Source organism: Gilvimarinus japonicus (genome assembly GCF_042847215.1).
Classification (GTDB): Bacteria; Pseudomonadota; Gammaproteobacteria; order Pseudomonadales; family Cellvibrionaceae; genus Gilvimarinus; species Gilvimarinus japonicus.
In genome coordinates this window covers 564331-585732 of the sequence record NZ_AP031500.1, presented here as the reverse complement: position 1 = coordinate 585732, position 21402 = coordinate 564331, and the positions used below count along the sequence as shown (strand labels likewise).

The window sequence follows — 21402 nt, the reverse complement described above, 5'->3', positions numbered from 1 at the left end:
GCATGCGCCCCATATCTATTATCAGGCAACCGATAGAAACCTGCCTCGCGTGAACTTTAGCCCCAACCAGAACGGAGAGCTACCATGCCCAGCCTGCAAGATCCAATTACCCTCGGCGAGCTAACACTTGCCAATCGCATTATTATGGCGCCACTCACCCGCTGTCGCGCCAGTGAAGGCCGAGTGCCCAACGAGCTAATGCTGGAGTACTACAGCCAGCGCGCCAGCGCCGGTATGATTTTAACCGAGGCGACCTCGGTAACCCCCATGGGCGTAGGTTACCCAGACACGCCGGGCATTTGGTCTGAGGCCCAAGTGGCGGGCTGGAAAAAAATTACCGATGCAGTACACGCCAAGGGCGGCAAAATACTGCTGCAATTGTGGCACGTAGGACGTATATCCGACCCACTTTATCTGGATGGTGAATTGCCTGTCGCCCCCAGCGCTATTCAGCCGGCCGGGCACGTGAGCTTAGTGCGCCCGAAAAAAGATTACGTAACCCCGCGAGCACTCGAGCTGGAAGAAATTCCCGAGGTAATCGCACAATTTAAACAGGGCGCCGAAAACGCCAAAAAAGCCGGGTTTGACGGGGTAGAAATTCATGGCGCCAATGGCTACTTGCTGGATCAGTTTTTACAAACCAGCACCAACCAGCGCACCGATCGTTACGGCGGCTCCCTCGAAAACCGCGCGCGATTGATGCTTGAGGTGACCGACGCCGTGCTAGAGGTGTGGCCCGCCGGCCGGGTCGGCATGCACTTAGCGCCACGCGGCGATGGCCAGGATATGGGCGATGACAACCCCGCCGAAACCTTTGGCTATATCGCTCGCGAGCTGGGCACACGCCAACTAGCGTTTATTTGTAGCCGAGAGCACGAGGCGGACGACAGCTTGGGGCCTGACTTAAAACAATTGTTTGGCGGTGTGTACATTGCCAACGAAGGCTTTGAAAAAGATCAGGCGAACCAATGGCTGGCCGAAGGCAAAGCCGACGCCGTCGCCTTTGGGGTTAAATTTATCGCCAACCCGGATTTGCCCGAGCGCTTTGCCCAAAATGCTTCGCTAAACGAGCCCGACCCGAGCACCTTTCACGGCGGCAGTGCTGCAGGTTATACCGACTATCCAAGCATGTAGCTCGCAGTTAAGGCCTTTCTTTTACTTCCCGGTTGCGATACTTTAGCGCCATGTTATTTATTACTAACAATGTGCAAATCGCCGACTGGGAAATCGAGCTGACCGCCATCCGCGCGCAAGGCGCGGGGGGCCAAAACGTCAATAAAGTTTCCAGCGCCGTGCACCTGCGTTTTGATATCCGCCGCTCAAGCCTACCGGATGTTTACAAACAGCAACTGCTTAAGATGACGGATCAACGCATTACGAAAGAAGGCGTTATCGTCATCAAGGCGCAGCAGTTTCGCACGCAGGAAAAAAACCGGGACGATGCGCTCGCGCGCTTACAAGCGCTAGTTAAACAGGCAGGTGTGCAACGTAAATCGCGGCGCCCGACCAAGCCCACCCGCGGCTCGCAATTAAAGCGTATGGACAAAAAAACTCAGCGCGGGCGTACCAAACAGTTGCGCGGCAAAGTTGACTTATAAGTGACGGAGCTTGCTACCACACAAATCTGGGTCGATGCCGACGCCTGCCCCGTCGCCATGAAGGAGATTCTCTTTAAGGCGGCTAACCGTGCTCAGGTGCTGGTAACCCTAGTGGCCAATCAGTCGCTGCAAATACCCAAGTCACCTTACATTCAATTCCGCCAAGTTGAGCGCGGCTTTGATGTGGCCGACAACGAGATTCATCAGCGGGTGAATAGCGGCGATTTGGTCATTACCGGAGATATTCCGCTGGCCGCCGATGTGGTCGACAAAGGCGCTACGGCACTTAATAGCCGAGGCGAGCTTTATACCAAAGAAAACATTCGAGCGCGGTTGAACATGCGAGACTTTTTAGACAACTTGCGCTCGAGTGGCATAGACACGGGTGGATCACCCGCGCTGTCGCAAGCAGACCGCCAGCGCTTTGCCAACGCCTTGGATCGCTGGCTGGCTAAGCGGCCCAAGCATTAACCGGGATATTAATGATAGTGCCGGCACGCATTAACCACGCGGCGGCCTAAATCGTCCGTTGTACAGTGATTGGCAATATCCGCCAAGCTTACCACCCCGACAAAATCTTTGTTTTTGTCGTTGTTCAAAACAATCAAACGTTGCACTTGCTGATCTTGCATGTTTTGCAGTACATCCGATAACTGATCGCCCTGGTAGCAATACAATACTTTGCCGCTGGTAATAGAGCCGACGTTATCATCGCCATTTTTACCCTCGGCCACGGCGCGCAGGGCAATATCGCGATCGGTGACGATACCCACAATTTTTTCATGATCGGCTACCGGGGTAAAACCGCGACCGGACTCACGCATCCCCAAAGCGGCTTCGCGGATACTGGCGTTAACATCTAAATATTCAGGCTTCTGCGTCATTACATCTTGAACTTTCATTGCGCTCTCCTGTTTGCTATTACGCGTTACCATTGGTGCAGCGGAGTCGAACCCACAACGAACCAATGCCTTCCCCAGCAGTTTCGCAAACACCATGCCAGCACGCCGCTCGCGGCCAGGCCTCGCTGCGGGCTTACTATGGCGACTTAAATCTTGTAGAGAACACCGTAACTGGTAAATTTTGCAATATTCTTAGCCCGAGATAAGCTCCGGTTTAGGTGCCAGCGAGCTAGGCCGCCCACTGGGCCGCTCCGGCGGGCAAACCGACAAAGGCGCCAAATCGGCATCAATCCTGCTACCTTTATCACAAACGCTACCACCTTACGGCGCCAAACAAGACAGCAATGTAAGCGTCTAATGGGCGCTCAGGTGGCTTACAATATCTGCATAATCATGGTTTTGCTGCCATACTGAAACCCTGTGAGTGGACAACAAAAAGGAACCTCTATGAGCTTGCACACCCAGGCCAGCACCAACGGCGGCCGCCCGGTTTATATCGTCGACGGGGCGCGCACCCCGTTTATCAAAGCACGGGGCAAACCCGGCCCCTTTACCCCGGTCGACTTAGCCGTCCAGGCTGGCCGGCCTTTGTTGTTGCGTCAGCCGGTAGCCGCCGAGAACTTCAACCGCGTCATTTTGGGTTGTGTTAACGTAATTGCCGCCGAGATGAACCCGGCACGTATTGCCGCGTTGCGCCTGGGCCTTGGCGAGACTATGCCCGCCTTTACTATGCAAATTAACTGCGGCTCGGGCATGCAATCGATCGAAACCGCGTTTCGCTACATCAGCGAGGGCAACGACGATTTAATTTTGGCCGGCGGCGCCGAAGCGCTTAGCCACGCGCCACTCATCTTGCAAGATGACGCCACCAAGTGGTTGGCCGAATTAGGGCAAGCGCGCTCACTACCCGACAAACTCAAGCATCTACTCAAACTCAAGCCCGGTTACTTCAAACCCGAGATCAGCCTTAAAAAAGGCCTGACCGACCCGGTGGTGGAGTTAAATATGGGCCAGACTGCCGAGGTAGTCGCCAACTTATTTAATATCAGCCGAGCCGATGCCGATGCCTATGCGGTGCGCAGCCATCTGCGTCTGGCCGAGGCGCAAAAAGCCGGCTGGCTCGATAACGAAGTGATGCCCATGGTGGCCAGCGATGGCAGCGTCTACACCCATGATGACGGGGTGCGCCCCGACAGCTCAGAGGAGCACCTAGCCAAGCTTAAGCCAGTATTCGAGCGGCCCTACGGCAAGGTCACCGCTGGCAACAGCTCGCAAATCACCGACGGCGCCTCCTGGGTAATTCTCGCCTCCGAAGAGGCCGTTAAAAAACACGGCTTAAAACCCAAAGCCGTAATTCGCGACAGCGAGTGGTCGGGGCTAGAGCCCGAAATTATGGGACTGGGGCCTGCCGTCAGCGTTGGTCGCCTGGCCCTTCGCAACAACATGACCCTCGACGACATCGAGTTGCTGGAGCTAAACGAAGCCTTTGCCGCGCAGGTGCTTGGCTGTCTTGCCGCCTGGAACGACAAAGACTTTTGCCACGGTGTATTTGGCATTGACGGTGTATTGGGTGAATTTGACCGCGAACGGCTTAATATTGATGGCGGTGCCATCAGCCTTGGTCATCCAGTAGGCACCAGCGGCAACCGCATAGTGTTGCACTTGGTAAACGCGCTGGAGCGAAAAGGCCTCAAACGCGGTATTGCCACCCAGTGTATCGGCGGCGGCCAAGCCGGCGCCATGCTGATCGAAATGCTCTAAGCCAGGAGAAACTTATGAACGGATTAGTACTTAAAACCCTGAGCGACCGGGCAAAAGCCATAGGCCCATTTAGTGAAGCTGGTGGTCACGTCGCCACAGCGTGGCAGCACTGGCAGTTGCGCGTCGCCGATGATGGTGTCGCTTGGTTAATGTTCGACTGCGCCGACGCCGAGGTCAACGTATTGTCGCAAGCCGCACTCCAAGAGCTAGACGAAGTGGTAATGGCCCTTGAAGCCGACAAGCCTAAAGCGCTGGTGTTGCGTTCGGCCAAAGCCGGCAGTTTTTGCGTGGGCGCCGACATTAAAGAATTTCGCCAAATCGACCCCCTCAATGCCGCGCGCGACAAATTGCAGGCCGCCCACACGGTAGCTAACCGCTTCGCCGCACTCCCGTTTACCAAAGTCGCGGTGGTACACGGCCACTGTTTTGGTGGCGGCCTAGAATTGGCATTAGTGTGCGATTACCGCGTGGGTGTTTTTGGGGCCAGCTTCGGCTTTCCCGAAATTTTACTAGGCTTACACCCAGGCCTTGGCGGCACCGGTCGCAGCGTTAAGCTAATCGACCCGGTAGAGGCCATGACCATGATGCTCACCGGAAAAACCGTGCGCGATAAACGCGCTAAAAGCCTCGGGCTTATTGATGCGCTGGTGCCCGAGCGCCATGTATACGGCGCCATCGACGCGGCCATTTCCGGTAAGCTTAAGCACAAACAGCCAGGCCTTAAAACCAAACTGATGAACACCGGCCCGGCCCGCAAGTTTATTGCCAAAAAAATGCGCGACCAAGCCGCCGCTAAAGCGCCGCCGGCACACTACCCCGCCCCGGGCAAGCTCATTGATTTATGGGAAAACGCCGATGGCGACCCCAAAAAAATGCTGGCCGCCGAGGTGGACTCATTCTCCGAGCTGCTACTTACCGACGCCTCGCGCAACTTAGTGCGGGTTTTCTTTTTGCAAGAAAAAATGAAAAAACTCGCCAGTAATATCGAGAGCGTAGAGAAAGCCAAACACGTGCACGTGATCGGGGCCGGCGCCATGGGCGGCGATATTGCCGGTTGGTGTGCCCTGCAGGGTTTAACCGTTACCCTGTTCGATATGAAAGCTGAAATCATCGGTAAAGCTGTGGCCCGCGCCGCCAAGCTGTGCGACAAAAAACGCATGAGTGTCGCAGCCAAACACGCCGTACTCGATCGCTTGATTCCCGATTTAACCCACGACGGCGCACGCCACGCGGATATAATCATTGAGGCGGTGCCCGAAAAAATCGAGATCAAGCGGCAGGTGTACAGCCAAGTCGAGCCACTGTTAAAAGACGGGGCAATTTTGGCCACCAACACCTCGAGTATTCCGCTGGACGATTTACAGCAAGAGCTACAAGACCCAAGCCGTTTAGTGGGGCTGCACTTTTTTAACCCGGTATCGCAAATGCAGCTACTAGAGATTGTGCGCCACAGCAAGCTCAGTGACGCCACCTACCAAAAAGCACTGGCGTTTGCCGGACAAATTAAACGCTTACCCACTCCCGTGACCGGCACCCCTGGCTTTTTAGTAAACCGTGCACTAACACCCTACTTGCTCGAAGCCATGGTACTGATGGACGAGGGCATCGCCCCCGAAACCATCGACCGGGCTGCGGAGAAGTTTGGCATGCCCATGGGGCCGGTCGAGCTGGCCGATGTGGTCGGCTTGGATATTTGCATGGGCGTGGCCGAGATGCTTAACGCAGGACTCGAACAGCCCATGCCAGCGGTACCCCAGTGGCTAGCGGACAAAGTCGCCAAAGGCGATTTAGGTAAAAAAGCCGGCAAAGGTTTGTACGTGTGGGAAAAAGGCAAACCTAAAAAGTCGGACAACGCCGCCTCCGGGCCGGACAACCTAACCGACCGTTTGCTACTGCCTATGCTAAACACCTGTATGGGTTGCTTGCGCGAAGGCGTAATTGACGACGCCGACTTACTCGATGGCGCTATGATTTTTGGCACCGGGTTTGCGCCCTTCCGTGGTGGCCCCATGCACTACAGTCAAGCCCGAGGTCACGCAGCAATTAAAGCCGAGCTAGAAAAATTAGCAGCGCAGCACGGGGAGCGCTACACCCCTGACGCGGGCTGGTCTTCCGAGACATAATGAAGCACTGCCACACCCCCGACGCGCTAGTTGACGACATAATTGAGCGAGTAGGCAAGCACATTGTGCTTGGCCTACCGCTCGGTTTGGGCAAAGCCAACCACTTAGTGAATGCTTTGTACCAGCGAGCCCGCCAAGACAGCAGCCTAACCCTCGATATTTTTACCGCCCTGACACTTGAGCCGCCTACGGCGCCCAATGAGCTCGGCCGGCGTTTCTTAGCGCCAATTTCAAAGCGCTTTTTTGGCGGTTACCCGCGCCTTGAGTACGCCCAAGCATTAAAAGAAAAAAACCTGCCCAACAATATATCGGTAACCGAGTTTTTTTTGCAGCCTGCAGGCTGGATCGGCTGCGACCTTGTGCAACAGAACTACACCTCCATTAACTACACCGATGCTTTGGACTACCTGATTAGCGCCGGTGTGAATGTTATTACTCAACAAGTTGCCCCAGAGAGCTCGTCCGCGCCATTGGGCGCGAGTTACAGTTTAAGCTGTAATCCCGATATAACGGTCGACCTACTCGACAAACGCAGCCGTGGCGAAATAGACTTTTTAATGGCAGTGCAAGTTAATCGGCAACTGCCATTTTTAGGCGGCGCCGCTATACGCGCAAGCGACGAGCTAGATTTAGTACTGGACGAGCGGGCCTACGACTTTGCGCTTTTTATGCCGCCGCACCAACCGGTAAGCTACGCCGATCATGCCATAGCGCTACACTGCGCCCGTTTAATACCCGACGGCGGAACCTTGCAAATTGGTATCGGCTCCATCGGCGATGCCATTGCCGCTGCACTCGTGCTGCGCCAGCAATCACCACAGGAGTTCAAACAACTCACACACCAATTGCAGTGCGCCGCCAGCTGGTCTAAAGGTGAGAGCGGGCCGTTTAAACAAGGTCTGTACGGTTTAAGTGAAATGCTCGTCGAAGGGTTTGTCGAACTGATAGAAGCGGGTATTCTTACCCGTACAGTAAACGGCTACTGCCTGCATGCGGGGTTTTTTATGGGAAGCCCGTTGTTTTACCGACAACTGCAAGCGCTTCCGCAAAATAAGCGCGAGCAAATCGCGATGATGCCAGTTAACTTTATCAACGATGCCTATGGTCATGCGCTTGGCAGCGAGCAGGATAAACGCCAAGCCCGACAAAACGCGCGGTTTATCAACTGTGCCATGATTGCTACCACCGACGGTGCCGTCACATCCGACGGCTTAGAAAACGGCCAGGTGATTAGCGGTGTGGGCGGACAATATAATTTTGTGGCACAAGCTCACGCGTTAAAAAATGCGCGTTCTATAATCACGGTGCGGGCCACACGCAAACGCGGCGGCAAGCTATCGTCTAATATCGTTACCCACTACGGCCATACCACAATTCCTCGCCACCTACGCGACATTGTCGTCACCGAATACGGTGTCGCTGACTTGCGAGGAAAAAGCGATGCCGAGGTGATTGCCGCGATGATTGAGATTGCCGACTCCCGCTTTCAAGAGTCATTGCTTAACGAAGCGAAAGCCCGTGGAAAATTACCCCAGAGCTATCAAGTCCCCGCGGCGTTTTGCCACAACACGCCAGAGCGGTTACACAGCGCACTGAAAAGCGGTTTTGATAGCGGTTCACTCAAGCACTTTCCTCTGGGCAGCGATTTTACCGCCACTGAGCAAAGGTTAAGCCGGGCGTTAACGCTGCTCTCAGAAAGCGCCGGCGCTAACAAAGCCACAGCCACATTGTTGCGCTGCGGCCTGAGCGCCAATCAACAGCAATACCGTGATGAACTGGCGCGCATGGCGTTAGCGGCCCCGAGCGGCGTCAAAGAAAAACTGTATCAATGGTTACTATTAGGTGCGCTTGACTCGCTATAAACCTTCTCCCGCCGCAATAGTTTGTTCCAGCTGCCATACTCTCCGCGCACCGACAAAGGCACCAGCGCCAAACCAATGAGTGCGGCGGCACAAATACCCGAGCTTGCATAGGCCAGCATACCAGCACCGGCAAAAAACGGCGCGGGTAAGAGCATAAGCGCAAGCACTACCAATCCGTAACGCATCGGCCTTGCCACCTCAGCAAAAGCGCAGACACTGACAGTAACCACCAACGCGCCGATTAAATGCTCCCAGTTAGCCAATTGATCGGCATGCCCTAAGGTTAAGCGGGTAAACATTAACCAAACACCTATCAGTATGGCTGCGAGCAAGCTTAACGGCACGGTAATACCGCCACCGACCATGTCTTTAATAACGGTTAAAGGCGAGCGGGTAAAATCGTCGGGCGCCTTGGTGCTCTTGCCCTCATCGGTATCGCCAACAAAGAATATTTTTAGTACGGGTTTACCGGCTTTTTTACAGCGCTTTAAAAACTGCCCCGTGGCAATCAGCTCATCCAATGAGTAGGGGATTTGAATCAACATCGCCAGAGCGCCAAGCAGACACAGAGTGCACCAAGTGCCAATAACAATAGGCTGAATAATGATAAACGTGATAGAGACAATACCAAGCGGCACAATCATAAACCCAAACAATACCACCAACCACGGCATGGTGCGCCAGCGTCGGGTAGAACCGAGCAAGCCGGTTAAAATCTCTAACGCGTAGGTAAGAGCGCCGAGCCCCGCATCGGGCACTGGCCACGCCTCAGAGACACTAGAGGTAATAATCTCTTCGGTACCGTTTTTGTCAGGGGAGTTTGGCCCGCTAAAAAATGGCTCCCATACGCCATCAATATGCCCTAACTGATACGCGGTTAAATAACGAGAAATTAAAAAGCCTACTAAGGCCAAGGCAATAATCGGCGCGCGCTGAAACCAGCTGGATGGATTAACACGCCAGCCCGGTGGAATCGTTGGCCCGCTCATTTCGGCCGCTGGCGACACACCAACAATAGGCGGTACGAGTGCGGCAAAACCAATCACCAAAATGCCGATAACCGTGCCATTTAAATACGCGGCGGCACTGGGCGTCCAGAATACTAACGGCGCGAACATCAGCCACAACCCCACCAACACACTGGCCCAGCGTACCAGTCGCATACGCCAGCTAATCGCCAAGGTGCCAAACAAGCCTAACAATGCACCGCTAATACGATCACTAATGGCTAGGGGCGAATCGCCATATCCCATCGCCTCGGGGGAGGTAACCAACCAGGCCCCCAGTGCAATGGTCAAAAAAGGCGCCCACAGGTTTTGGTAGTGGGCGCGCGCAATATAGTCGTGATAGTTATTTAACAGCGTATCGGGGTTTTGCTTTTTTTGCGCCGCCGAGGTCATCCAGTCGGGAGGCGTTATACCGTTTGCTTTGTACCATTCAAGCGGGTTTGCCTTTAGGTTTTTTACTAAAACTTTCAGCTCATCGTATACATTTTTTTGTGCCTGCCAATCAAGCTCTTGCCTGGCTTTGGTGCAATCCAGCTCATAGTGATCGGAGGCCATGTCGATCATAAAGGCGCGAATGAAAGGCTTCTCGCCTTTGTCGAAATCATCTGGCACCACCGGCTCTGACCGCGCCTCTAACCAAGCACCCGCTTTTGCTACCCCCTCGGGCACCGAGCGGGTATACCAACTGTCCTCACCATGTAAAAGTGCACCTATGTGATTTTGCAGCGCCTCGTAACTAACGGTGTGTTCTTCGCCGGCGAGCAAGACGTGCTCGCGCGGTAAGTCGTTGCGTTTCTCGATCACTTGGGCAAATAGCGCCATTAAGTCATCGCGGTGAATACACGCTTGGCCCGCACCGACGTTGCCGGCGTACACATGACTTTTTAAACTGTCCTCATAAACACGCGCTATCTGGTGGGACAACGTAGGAACAGCGGTTTGCTCATCGTACAGACCGGCCAGATGTAGCAAGCTATAAGGCATGCTGGCGTGCTCGGCAATGACCGTTTCTGTCTCCGCTTTAGATTCGGGATAAGCCCAGCCGGGTGCGATGGGGGTTTGCTCGGTGATCTTTTGCCCCGGCACACCGGGTTTATGTACCAACATTGTGCCTGAATACACAAAGCGCTCGACCGTGAAATCTTTAAGTGCTTGCAATAAATGCTTAGTCCCTTGGACGTTCACGGCATCGTAGAGCGGCGATTTCTCGCCCGAGAAATCAAAGTAAGCGGCTAAATGAATGACAGCGGCGACCTCGTGCCCGTACTCTCGGGCAAATCGCTCGAGGGCGAGCTGCACCGAGTCGGCCGAGGTCAAATCCACCTGAAAGCTTGCGTCGGCTAACGGCGACTCATCTTGGTCGAGGCCAATCACTGTGTAACCTTGCTTTAACGTGGCTACTAAGCTGCTGCCCAAGTTGCCGGCGCAGCCGGTAATAATGACTGTGGGTTTATGAGTTTTATCCGTCATAGTACGCTCTGTTGTGAAGGTTTAGTCCATTACCGTGTTAACTACAGAGCAAAATTGGGGCCGATTTAAATCCCCGCTATCGCGGGTGAATTAGACAAATAACGACGTAAAAAACAGAGCCAAGTGAAAAGTTTACAAAATGGCCGCCTTAATGGGGCCATCTCGCGACCGCTAACAGCTTAGCCATCGACCTCGTGTAACACCCGCTCGATATCAACCCCTACCGTAATAACTCCGGCGACGGCCTCCGCAACCATAACGGGCAGACTTACCTGCACCTGAAAGCGATGGGTGGAACTATCAAACACAACCTCGTCAAAAAACCACTGCCCGGCCGGCTGCACCACAGCTTGGCGAAACTTTGCTTCGTCCCCCTGCCAGTAGTCCGAGCTATAAGGTACTGCGGCAAGGTTAAGCCCCCGCGCACCGGTAATGATAATTTCACTGATATACCCCGTGGCATCCTCGCCGTACCACTGTGCCAGCTCAGCCATCAATGTCGGCGCCAGCATGTCATCGAGCGATTCGGTATCTGCCCGGCGGTATGCCTCGCGCCAAAAATGGTCGCGCTGCTGAATATGCGAGTCGGTTAAACGAGCTCGCTTTTGATTGTACTCAGCCAGTACCCCTGCCAGTGCTGGCGACGCTAACCAGCGGTTTACTACCGGCTCAACACGCTGGCGAATAATGGCCTCTTCGCGGGGGTTCAACGCAAACCCTTCGGGAACGCATAAGGGTATTTTTTGATTAAAGTGCGCAATAAAGTCGGCGTTATCGGCAAGAAACTCCCGCCCGAGGTAAACCCCCAGAGGCACATAGCGAAAAAACTGTGCCTGATAGCGCTCAGCCGTCACGCCCAAAGCGCTGGCAGCTTCAATAAAGTGTTCGCGATCGGCGAGAATCACGTCGATACGGCCGGCGAGCAGCAGTTTAATAAGCTGGGGTAAATCTTGTGCCGATAAGGTGCTGGAGTGACCATTGAGCTCGTACCACAGCTGCTGCTGACTGCCGAGTATGGTGCCGCTGCGCAACCTGATTGGGTTGGCATCGCGCGGCGTATCAGAGCGACTAAACCAATACCACTTCTCTAGCACAAGGGGGTCCGTAAGCGCCGCATACTGATCTACTTGCGGATCTGACATGGCGGTAAAGAAGCCATCAGAGGCACCGGTTAGCACCTCTTGCTGTACGCGCCGCCACGGCTGCACATGCAAACTGACCTCGAAGGGTAGGTGGGCAAAAACGCAGCGTACCAGCTCGGCAGATTGGCCGAGGCTATTGGAGGTTTTATCGGCGCTGTAGGCCGATGGGGTGTTGGTGCCCAGTACCACGCGGACTGAGGGCACAGCGGCATCTGCGCGCGCATCGGCGTGGCAGCACAGTAATAACCATAAAAAGGGCAGCGGTAAAATTCGAGTAAAGCGTACAGTCATCCGGTTAGATCCTTTCATACCGGCGCGCATTTGTTTTTAACGGCTATATCGACCACCAGCGGGGTTTAGCAGTCCCTTACAAAACGGCAATCGATCGCTTAATCGCGCGACCTACGGGTGAGTATAGCAGCCTAATAAAGAAATACCTGCCAGCGCCTAAAGGGTGCTCCGGCGGTCGTGACGAAGGGGAAGATTCAGGAAGGGGAGTCAAACAAACGAGGCCTATACCGCCCGCTTAAGCTGCGGCAAGAAGTGCCACTCTTCGAGGCCCATGGGGATATCCCCCGGCAGACCCAGTAAAAATAAACCCATATCGCGAACCCGGCCTTGCGCTTCAATCATTACGCTGCCATTGAGCAGGGCACTTTTGTAAGTCCCTGGCTTGCAGATATCCACCAGCACGGTTTTCTCGCCTTTTTGATCGGTATAACGCAGCGCTAATTGCAGGGGGTGGGCACTGCCCTGAGGCAGACGCAACCAGACGGCCAGATCAAAAATACCGCTCCAATTACCTGCGGGCTGCCAGCGAGCGTGCGTGCTGAGGCGAGAAACCGGAACGTCGGCAATACGCTTGTCGCGCTTGTTGGGCAAAGGGCTGGCTGGAGTGACGGGGGCCGCACCCGCACCGGCGTGGCGCAAAGTTTCGGTGGCAGCTTGTGGGTTTTTGCGGTTAAACAACATAGCGAACTCCAGCACAGGTCTTTTATGTGAGTGAATTCACCTTAGCACCGGCAGTTTTTGCAAAGTGTGATTTAGCCAACACTGTGCGCAACCACGAGCCGGCAAAGAAGCAAGAGGCGACGAGCATTCATTAAATTGTGCATGGTAGCGCTTTCATCGCTTAACAAGCCGTAAAAGCCCGCCGCTAACGGCTTTGCCCGCTGTTCTCGGTGAAACACTGTGGTAATATACGCGCGCGTTATTGGTGCACTTGAAGGCCTAGACCCCTACCCGCGCACCACGCCCCCTCAAAAACTAAAATCTGGTAGCCACAATGTCTAACCTATACTCCCGCGCGCTCGCGTTATTGGGGATATGTTTGTGCATCATATCGCCTTCAGCTCTTGCCGAAACCGGTGAGATTAACCTAACCCACTCGGTGGTTGGTTACATCGCAATCTTTCTGTTTGTGATTGCTTACATCGTCGTAATGTTGGAAGAAAAGCTGCACCTGCGAAAGTCCAAGCCGGTGTTGGTTGCCGCCGGTATTATCTGGATGCTAATCGGCTGGGTGTACACCCAAGCGGGCCTGCCGCACGAATCGGAAGCGGCCTTTCGCCATACCCTGCTGGAATACGCCGAGCTATTGCTGTTTTTGCTGGTAGCAATGACCTACATCAACGCCCTAGAAGAGCGCCGCCTGTTTGATGTGCTGCGCGCCTGGATGGTACGTAAGGGCTTTAAGCTACGCACGCTGTTTTGGCTGACCGGCATACTCGCCTTTTTTATCTCATCGTTTGCCAACAACCTGACCACCGCGATGCTGATGTGCGCGGTAATTTTAAAAGTAGCCGGTGACGACTCGCGCTTTATTAGCCTGTGCTGCATTAACGTGGTGGTCGCCTCCAACGCGGGCGGCTCATTTAGCCCCTTTGGTGATATCACCACCTTGATGGTTTGGCAGGCGGGCTTGGTCGATTTTCACGAGTTCTTAGCGCTGTTTGTGCCCTCGCTGGTCAATTACGGCATACCGGCACTGATCATGAGCTTTTTTGTCGCCAACCGTAAACCCGGCACAGTCAACGAAGAGGTGGAGCTTAAACGCGGTGCGCTGCGTATCCTGTCGCTGTTTGTGCTTACCATCATTACTGCCGTGCTGTGCCACCTGGTGCTTAACCTACCGCCGGTACTGGGGATGATGACCGGCCTTGGCTACCTGCAGTTTTTTGGTTACTTTTTACGCCGTACCCTGCCCGGTTCACTGGCCCGCAAACGCGCCCGTGCCGAGCGCGCCGGCGACTCGCGCGCGCTGGAGCGTTTAGGGGGCGTCATCCCGTTTGACGTATTCAGCAAAGTCGCGCGTGCCGAGTGGGACACGTTGTTGTTCTTTTACGGTGTGGTGATGTGCGTGGGCGGTTTGGGCTATATGGGCTACCTCGCCATGCTGTCAGACACCCTTTACTCCAGTTGGGACCCAACCTACGCCAACGTGTTTTTAGGGCTAATGTCCTCGGTGGTAGACAACATTCCGGTGATGTTTGCGGTGCTGAGTATGGAGCCTGATATGTCCCACGGCCAGTGGCTACTGATTACACTCACGGCCGGGGTCGGTGGTAGCTTGTTGTCAGTAGGCTCCGCCGCCGGTGTGGCACTAATGGGCCAAGCCCGTGGCCACTACACTTTTGCCGGTCATCTCAAGTGGGCACCGGTAATTGCGCTGGGTTACGTCGGCAGTATCGTCACCCATATGTGGATTAACGCCCACTTGTTTTAACCGATACGGCTAGCCACAAAAAAGCCCGACAGGTTAGCGCCTGCCGGGCTTTTTTGTGCCTAGGTATACTACAGCGGGTTCAGCCACGCGGCGCCGCGCACGCCGCTGGAGTCGCCGTGTTGCGCCTGTAAAATCGGGGTATCGCACTCGCCGCCAAATACGTAGCGTGGCAGCCTTTTAGGCAGCTCACGGTAAATAGCGCTGACATTGGAGGCGCCGCCGCCCAACACAATGGCATCCGGGTCCAGCACGTTAATTACCGCCGCAAACGCACGAGCCAGGTGCTCCATATAGGCATCGACCACCTGCAGTGCGGTCGTATCGCCACTATCGCTGGCGGCCAGTATCTCTGGGCCACTTAGGCGCGCACCTGTCGCTAAGCGATACGTTTCGGCAACCCCTGTGCCCGATATAAACGTCTCTTGGCAGCCGTAGCGGCCGCAATAGCAGGGCCGTGCATTCAGTTGTGGCTCGGGGGTCCAAGGCAGCGGGTTATGGCCCCATTCGCCACCCACACCATTAGGCCCCGCCAAGGGCGCCGCCCGATAACACACTCCGCCGCCGCAGCCGGTGCCTAAAATCGCCGCAAACACAAAATCGTACCCGGCGCCGGCGCCGTCGGTCGCCTCCGAAACCGCCAAACAGTTGGCATCGTTGGTGACCTGAACATCGCGCTTAAGCTGCGCGGAGATATCCTTTTGCAACGGCTGGCCATTCAACCACGTCGAATTAGCGTTTTTAACGAATCCGGTTTTACGCGATACGGTACCCGGAATCCCCAAACCCACCGGAATCTCACTGACCCCCACCGCCGCCTCGGCCTCTTTGACCAACAGCGCAAGGTCCGCCAAGGTACGCTGATAATCATCGCGATAAGTGGGAATACGCTTGCGATAAAGCTCCTCGCTGGTATTGTTTAGCACAATGATCTCGGTTTTGGTGCCGCCCAGATCAATGCCTACTCGTAATTGCGTCATAACTTGTCTCGTTGCGGTGTCGCAGGCTAGCTGTTGTAAAGGCCATTATAACAGCCGGCAAGAGCCGTGCAGATCGACTACAATTATGGCGAAACCAATAACGGATCACCCCATGACTGACTCAGAGCGCCGCCACTTTCATCGTATTCCGTTTCACACAGAGGTCATCCTATCTCAGGCCGGTTTTCATTGGCATGCCCAGCTGTTTGATATCTCTTTAAAAGGGTTACTCGTAGAGGGCGCTTTGCCCGAAGAGGTCGACCCCGACGCCCCGGTGCGCGCCGAGATTGCACTTTCAGAGCAACAGGAGATCTGTATGCAAACTCAAGTGGCACACCGCGAGAGCGACCACACCGGCCTTAACTGCACCTCGATTGATGTAACCAGCATTCGCCACCTGCGCCGCATGCTGGAGCTAAACATCGGTGCCGAAGCCGCCGAGCGAGAGCTGCATGAGCTGCTCTAAAGACGCAAGCAACGCTCACAAGCGCAACCTAAGCCCGTAAACCTCAGCGTCCTTTGACGAAACCACCCTTTTACGTTTTAAACTCGGCAATGGCTAGCCGATTTTGCGACGTCATTTCTCGCAAGTTCGCCGCGCCGCGAACCAACTCTTGCGACAGTTCAGACAGCTCCCCGCGCTCTTTATTGATCGAACCGCTATTCACACCTATTTTCTCCATCGCGCACGCTGCGAGGTTAGTCGGCGATGATACATTTGCGCACTTAACGTAAGCCTGAAAACCGCACCTTAGCAAAGCTAGGTAAAGCACCTGTCGTTAAAAACCTTAAGAGTGGTCAACCTTGTTACTTTCCACCATACTTCACTTAATGCACTGCGACGCTGTCCAGCTAAGGCCTGTGTCACTGCCCCACAATACACAGGGTTAAAAGGCCGCCGCTATACATGCTAAAGTCAACGCGGCAAAGCTGCCTCACTATGGCAAAGCAGCTCATCACCGGCACACGAGGAGGCGGACTTACCTTATGCCCAAACGCGGTACAACTCCCAGCGATTACAGCGAACTAACGTGTGCCGCTTGCGCCCATGGGCAGGCACTAGGTTTTGATTTTTCCATGGCGTTTCAACCCATCGTCGATGTTAGTCAACAAAAGGTGGTGGGCTACGAGGCGCTAGCGCGAGGCCTGAACGGCGAATCTGCGGGGCAAGTCATGGCGCAGGTAAACGAGCACAATCTTTATCGCTTTGATCAAACCTGCCGTGTCAAAGCAATCGCCCTTGCGGCGCAATTGGGTATTACCGGTTACGTCAGTATTAATTTTCTTCCCAACGCGGTTTATCGGCCCGAACTGTGTATACGCACTACCCTCGACGCGGCGGTCCGTTACAACTTTCCCATTGAGCGCATTTTGTTCGAAATCACTGAGGTGGAGAACGTACGCGACAAGTCGCACCTGCGCGATATCATCCGCTACTATCAGCAAAGTGGATTTCGTACGGCACTGGACGACTTTGGTGCGGGTTATGCTGGCTTAAATATGCTCGCCACCTTCCAGCCGGATATTGTAAAGGTAGACCGCGAGCTACTCAGCGATATAGATAGCCACCCCGTCAAACAGGCCATTATCCGCCACACCTTAGCCCTGTGTGCCGAATTAAACCTAACGCCACTCGCCGAGGGCGTGGAAACCGAGGCGGAATATCAGTATCTGCGTGCCGTGGGTTTTAATCTGTTTCAGGGCTTTCTGTTTGCCCGGCCCGGCTTTGAATATTTGCCAGAGGTAAACTGGCCGACGGAGCATCATAAGCATTAAAAAAACGTTTAAGTAAAAAGGAGGTAATCGCCCTCGCCACCATCCACATTAAGCTATTTTTAACTATCCAACTTATCGCAACAAACCTGCCATCACGGTGAAGCTTTATTGGCCTTACAAACCAAAATCATCAGCTCTAATATTATACCCGCAGGTAATACAAGCATTATCGCCACAGTAAAATCGGCTATTACCAACAACAGAATAAACACCGCTGCGAGAATCACCAGCCCCACACACTCCACCTTACCAACGTTTATATTTTTATTCATATCAAACCCCTAGCGTTACTTCAAGCTAACAAAAATAACCTAGCACAGAGGAAGAAAAGGAACACCACTAAGGCTTAAACGCTTTATATCGACCCTCACTTGACAAAAAATTAACCCTAACCTAATACATCTAAACCTAACCCGAAACACGTAAACAAAACATCATAGGCATTTTTTCGACCAGCCGAGAATCGCTACGCCATGCTGACACTGTTATGGCGTTATCCGGCAAAACCATGCCACTTTATGACGATCGTGACCTCGAGCAGTAGCACGTGTGAAAGCTACAGCGGCCTACTGCCCTAGAGTGGCGCTTTAAACAGGTTATAGCCTTCGCTTAAACCGCATTCATTTGCGGTAACAGCCAATGCCCTGTACCGTGGGTAGTCTGGCGAACAGAGTTCTTTACTGTTCCAATGTATTCCCCATGTGACCGGTTATGGTCCAACCGTTCAGTTCACTTGATTATAAAGCGAGGATGTTATGGATATCGATCCGAATAAAGGTTATATCGCTCTACTTGGCTGGAGCCTAAATGCAGTAGAGGCTGCGGCAACCTTCGACCGTCGCTATATCGTGGTGGCGCCCGATTGGGCGCAGGAGTACTGCGAGCAACACAACATCCCTTATTTGTCCTGGAACTTTGAACGGCTTAATGAACGCTCGTTTGAGATTGCCAACAAACTTAAAGAAGAAGGCGTTGATGTAGCGGTGCCTTTGTATGAAGAAACCGTTGAATGGGCCGGTGCCATTAACTCTGTATTACTAGACAACCCGCGCTTGCTTGGGCAGTCCATGCTGATGCGCGATAAGTCACTCATGAAACGTCGCGCACAGCTGGGTGGCATTCGGGTGGGTATTTTTGAAGAGGCCCACGATCACGAAGACGTGGTACGTTTTTTAAAGCGTGTTAATCAAACCCTATTAAAACTCGATGGCGACCCCACCGACCCCATCCACTTTAAAGCATTTGATAAAGCCGGCTGCTTAGGCCACCGGGTGATTCGCACACCCGACGATGTAGCCACGATTCCCGATGAAGAATTTCCTGCGCTCATAGAATCGCACTTAGATGGTTGGGAATTTGCGGTAGAGGCTTGGATACACAACGGCAAAATTGCTTTTTTGAATATCTCTGAATACGTTTCTCTGGGCTACTCGGTGTATGTGCCAGCATCACCAGAGCTAGAAAAATATCGCGATCAAATTCGCCAGCAAATAGAAAAACTAATTAAAGTTTTTGATATCGATTTTGGTTTTGTCCACCCGGAATACTTTTTAACAAACGATGGCGAAATGTACTTTGGCGAAGTTGCCTATCGTCCGCCGGGCTTTAAAGTGTTTGAGCTGCTGGAACGAGTTTACGGGTTTAACGCCTATCAGGGGCTAATGCTGGCATTTGACCCCAAAGCCACCGACCAGGAAGTGAGCGAGTTTTTCCCCCGCGAGATTGTCGATGCCAAAGGCTATGCCGGTTGCTTTGGGGTTTATCCACGCCGCCGGGTTGTTAGCCATTTAGATATTCCCGAAGAGACCGAAAACCACCCTTATTTTGAATCGCACGATTTGAGTACCCCCATGGAGGAGACCGTCACAAAGCGCACTGCCTTTGGCACCCACTGGGGGCTGCTGTACTTTGTCGGTGAGGACGCCGAAGAAATGCACACCTTACTCAAGCGTCAGGAAGAATTAGACTTTTATGTATGAAGAAGCCTTGCTAAGCTGCGGACTCTATAAGCGATAAGCCTAACCTATGACCAGCCAATTGCCACAGTCCGACAAATTGCAGCGTTTGCTGGTACAGATGGACGATGCCATCGCCAAGCTTGCCAGCGCCCCCGACTTTGCCAAACCCGGTAAAGTCGGTCGGGTGTTCGACACCGCGCGACGCATTTTGCTAACCGAGGCCGGCGCAGCGGCACTTGAGTCGCGCGCCCAAACAATAGAAGAGGCCGGCAGCTTTGCCGGCTCCGACTGGGCCGATCCGCACACCCTGGTACCCAGCCTTACCCAACAATCGCTGCAAAGCAATAACGCCGACGTGCTCGCCATTGAGGCCCTAAGCGAGCTGCGCCTACTGGCAACTGCCAAAGGCGATTACATTCATCCAAGCATCTCGGCCGAGCAAGCACATCATTACCTGACCCAGGTTTTAGCGATCAACTTAACCCTGCTGTTCTCCTCCCCCGGCGAGGCCGAACGTGAAACTCAGGGCCGCCTAGCCGAGCTGCCACGGATGCTGGTGCGTCACTTGGCCGACCGCATCGGGTATGAACATGTCATTGATACGTTAATCGATGAAATCTGGCGCATCCTCCGTCAGCGGCCGATCCAGATTGACCCAGTCAAACAGATGATTACCCAAATTGCCATTTGCCGCACTCGTACCGATGTCGATTTGGGTAACAGCGGTGTAGGCGCCGAGCGCTTAGTCAGCAGTTTATTTGGCCCCACCCAGGCGTGCCGCGAAGACCCAGGCGTCGAGGTATACCAACAACGCATCGAATACTTTGACAGTGCCGCACTGCAAGCCGAAGCTACCGGCTTTGCCCGCGCCATGCACGACACAGGCTTAGTGTCGCCATATCACGCCATGTTTTTGCGCTACCTAAACGAACAACACGATCACCTATTGGTCGACGCGCTCGGCTTATCTGGCACCGGACGCGACAGCCTACTGTGCTACCGTGAGCTCGTCCGTGCGTTAATCGCGCAAGCGGTGCACCCGGCCACCGCACAGGCCGCTTACGGCCTGGCGATGATGCTTGAACGCGGCATTCTTTATCGCGCCGCAGTTGCGCCATCATTGTGGCGGCAACTGCATTTAGTTTTATCCGAATGGTCACACGACCGCTTGCAGCTGGTATTTGGCAATCAAGTCCCAGCAACAACACGACTATTAGAGGGCGTGCTGTGTATGCTGGGTTTGCCATTAGGCGTGGGACAAGGCAATAACCCGACTTGCCAATCGGCACGAGCGCTCTCTATTTGGGCATATAACGATCCAGACTACTTACTGCAAATTATTGCCTCGGCCGTGCGCGACGATGAAATCGTGATGAACTTTGAAGGCCAACCTATTTCATCGCGCGCACTACTGGACGACCCGACTCGTTTATTGCCTTTCGATCTCGACCCGGTATCGTTACTGTTAGTGCCGCATCTGGATTATGTTTACTCACAAATGGGCCAGCTGTGTATTGGTCGCGAGGGCGACCCACATCGCTGGATTAACCCCGAGTTTCACGGTTGGTGGGTAGGCCGGGGGTTTAGTATTAATGTCGATGTGGCAACCGGCCAGCTCACAGCGCTAGATGATTTTTTGCGGCACTTTTACGCGTATTATCACCCTTACTACAACGGCAACCAACCGCTTATTCATCCACAGCCAGCAGGCATTGCCGTTACCGACAGCGCCGCTCGTTTTATAGGCTGGCATGCCATTACTATTCAACGGGTGGCACTGGACCCCAGCGGCGAAATGCGGGTGTACTTTTTTAACCCCAATAACGACAGCGGGCAAGACTGGGGCGACGGCGTCAAAGTAGATACCGCTGACAACGGCGAAGTCTACGGTGAATCATCTTTGCCAGTTGCCCTATTTGCCTCGCGTTTATATATTTTCCACTATGACACACTCGAACGTGGCGAGCCCGAAAACGTCACCATCGACGAGCTAGAAACCATCAAAGGTTATATCTACCGCAGCTGGGGCAGCGAACGCCGTGCAGACCCCGGCATGCAAGCCAGTGATGGAGTGGTGTAACGGACACAAGCGCAGCAGTAA

General features: G+C 54.0%; 18 protein-coding genes. 11 read left to right on the top strand and 7 right to left on the bottom strand.

Going from position 1 to position 21402, the window contains the following annotated elements:
- Nucleotides 1-84: 84 nt before the first annotated feature.
- From ACGHAD_RS02465 to ACGHAD_RS02455, 3 genes are read left to right on the top strand one after another with little or no spacing between them, the layout of a single operon-like run.
- Nucleotides 85-1134, top strand: a complete 1050-nt coding sequence (locus ACGHAD_RS02465) for an alkene reductase (protein WP_382417006.1) — start codon at nucleotides 85-87, stop codon at nucleotides 1132-1134.
- A gap of 50 nt (nucleotides 1135-1184) precedes the next feature.
- The gene (gene arfB / locus ACGHAD_RS02460) at nucleotides 1185-1598 is read left to right on the top strand and encodes an alternative ribosome rescue aminoacyl-tRNA hydrolase ArfB (RefSeq protein ID WP_339617862.1); all 414 of its coding nucleotides are present in this window, start codon (nucleotides 1185-1187) and stop codon (nucleotides 1596-1598) included.
- Nucleotides 1599-2069, top strand: coding sequence for a YaiI/YqxD family protein (locus ACGHAD_RS02455; protein ID WP_382417008.1), 471 nt, complete (start codon nucleotides 1599-1601; stop codon nucleotides 2067-2069). It begins immediately after the preceding gene.
- Nucleotides 2070-2077: 8 nt separating this feature from the next.
- Here ACGHAD_RS02455 and ACGHAD_RS02450 read toward each other — a convergent pair whose 3' ends face one another.
- Nucleotides 2078-2500, bottom strand: a complete 423-nt coding sequence (locus tag ACGHAD_RS02450) for a CBS domain-containing protein (protein ID WP_339617860.1) — start codon at nucleotides 2498-2500, stop codon at nucleotides 2078-2080.
- A 447-nt stretch (nucleotides 2501-2947) separates the two neighbouring features.
- Here ACGHAD_RS02450 and ACGHAD_RS02445 point away from each other — a divergent pair, with 447 nt between their 5' ends.
- The 3 genes from ACGHAD_RS02445 to ACGHAD_RS02435 are packed head-to-tail and all read left to right on the top strand — an operon-like array spanning nucleotide 2948 to nucleotide 8246.
- Nucleotides 2948-4261 (top strand): acetyl-CoA C-acetyltransferase, encoded by a 1314-nt coding sequence (locus ACGHAD_RS02445; protein WP_382417011.1) that lies wholly within the window; start codon nucleotides 2948-2950, stop codon nucleotides 4259-4261.
- A 14-nt stretch (nucleotides 4262-4275) separates the two neighbouring features.
- Nucleotides 4276-6384, top strand: a complete 2109-nt coding sequence (locus ACGHAD_RS02440) for a 3-hydroxyacyl-CoA dehydrogenase NAD-binding domain-containing protein (protein WP_382417013.1) — start codon at nucleotides 4276-4278, stop codon at nucleotides 6382-6384.
- Nucleotides 6384-8246, top strand: coding sequence for an acetyl-CoA hydrolase/transferase C-terminal domain-containing protein (locus ACGHAD_RS02435; protein WP_382417015.1), 1863 nt, complete (start codon nucleotides 6384-6386; stop codon nucleotides 8244-8246). Before ACGHAD_RS02440 ends, ACGHAD_RS02435 begins: the two co-directional genes overlap by 1 nt.
- On the opposite strand, the gene ACGHAD_RS02430 is transcribed toward ACGHAD_RS02435, so the two are convergent.
- The 3 genes from ACGHAD_RS02430 to ACGHAD_RS02420 all read right to left on the bottom strand — a co-directional run bounded on the left by ACGHAD_RS02430 (nucleotide 8210) and on the right by ACGHAD_RS02420 (nucleotide 12837).
- Nucleotides 8210-10723: a vitamin K epoxide reductase family protein gene (locus ACGHAD_RS02430; protein WP_382417017.1), complete on the bottom strand. Its 2514-nt coding sequence runs from the start codon at nucleotides 10721-10723 to the stop codon at nucleotides 8210-8212. The genes ACGHAD_RS02435 and ACGHAD_RS02430 overlap by 37 nt on opposite strands.
- A 179-nt stretch (nucleotides 10724-10902) precedes the next feature.
- A complete protein-coding gene (locus tag ACGHAD_RS02425) occupies nucleotides 10903-12156 on the bottom strand; it encodes a hypothetical protein (RefSeq protein WP_382417018.1) in 1254 nt (417 codons plus the stop codon).
- A 222-nt stretch (nucleotides 12157-12378) separates the two neighbouring features.
- Complete coding sequence (locus ACGHAD_RS02420; RefSeq protein ID WP_339617854.1) at nucleotides 12379-12837, bottom strand: hypothetical protein; 459 nt, start codon at nucleotides 12835-12837, stop codon at nucleotides 12379-12381.
- Nucleotides 12838-13150: 313 nt separating this feature from the next.
- Between ACGHAD_RS02420 and nhaD the strand changes: the two genes are divergently transcribed.
- Nucleotides 13151-14590: a sodium:proton antiporter NhaD gene (gene nhaD, locus ACGHAD_RS02415; RefSeq protein ID WP_382417020.1), complete on the top strand. Its 1440-nt coding sequence runs from the start codon at nucleotides 13151-13153 to the stop codon at nucleotides 14588-14590.
- Nucleotides 14591-14658: 68 nt separating this feature from the next.
- Here nhaD and ACGHAD_RS02410 read toward each other — a convergent pair whose 3' ends face one another.
- Entirely contained in the window at nucleotides 14659-15567 is a 909-nt protein-coding gene (locus ACGHAD_RS02410) for an ROK family protein (protein WP_382417022.1), read from the bottom strand.
- Between the two features lie 112 nt (nucleotides 15568-15679).
- On the opposite strand from ACGHAD_RS02410, the gene ACGHAD_RS02405 reads away from it, so the two are divergent.
- On the top strand, nucleotides 15680-16033 hold the full coding sequence (locus ACGHAD_RS02405; protein WP_339617851.1) for a PilZ domain-containing protein: 354 nt from the start codon (nucleotides 15680-15682) through the stop codon (nucleotides 16031-16033).
- A 70-nt stretch (nucleotides 16034-16103) separates the two neighbouring features.
- Here ACGHAD_RS02405 and ACGHAD_RS02400 read toward each other — a convergent pair whose 3' ends face one another.
- Nucleotides 16104-16235, bottom strand: a complete 132-nt coding sequence (locus ACGHAD_RS02400; RefSeq protein ID WP_339617850.1) for a hypothetical protein — start codon at nucleotides 16233-16235, stop codon at nucleotides 16104-16106.
- A 319-nt stretch (nucleotides 16236-16554) separates the two neighbouring features.
- On the opposite strand from ACGHAD_RS02400, the gene ACGHAD_RS02395 reads away from it, so the two are divergent.
- On the top strand, nucleotides 16555-17343 hold the full coding sequence (locus ACGHAD_RS02395) for an EAL domain-containing protein (RefSeq protein WP_339617849.1): 789 nt from the start codon (nucleotides 16555-16557) through the stop codon (nucleotides 17341-17343).
- 92 nt (nucleotides 17344-17435) lie between these two features.
- On the opposite strand, the gene ACGHAD_RS02390 is transcribed toward ACGHAD_RS02395, so the two are convergent.
- Nucleotides 17436-17615, bottom strand: a complete 180-nt coding sequence (locus ACGHAD_RS02390; RefSeq protein WP_339617848.1) for a hypothetical protein — start codon at nucleotides 17613-17615, stop codon at nucleotides 17436-17438.
- 483 nt (nucleotides 17616-18098) lie between these two features.
- On the opposite strand from ACGHAD_RS02390, the gene ACGHAD_RS02385 reads away from it, so the two are divergent.
- Both ACGHAD_RS02385 and ACGHAD_RS02380 read left to right on the top strand, forming a co-directional pair.
- Complete coding sequence (locus ACGHAD_RS02385) at nucleotides 18099-19322, top strand: ATP-grasp domain-containing protein (RefSeq protein WP_339617847.1); 1224 nt, start codon at nucleotides 18099-18101, stop codon at nucleotides 19320-19322.
- Nucleotides 19323-19368: 46 nt separating this feature from the next.
- Nucleotides 19369-21381: a hypothetical protein gene (locus ACGHAD_RS02380; RefSeq protein ID WP_382417026.1), complete on the top strand. Its 2013-nt coding sequence runs from the start codon at nucleotides 19369-19371 to the stop codon at nucleotides 21379-21381.
- Nucleotides 21382-21402: the final 21 nt, after the last annotated feature.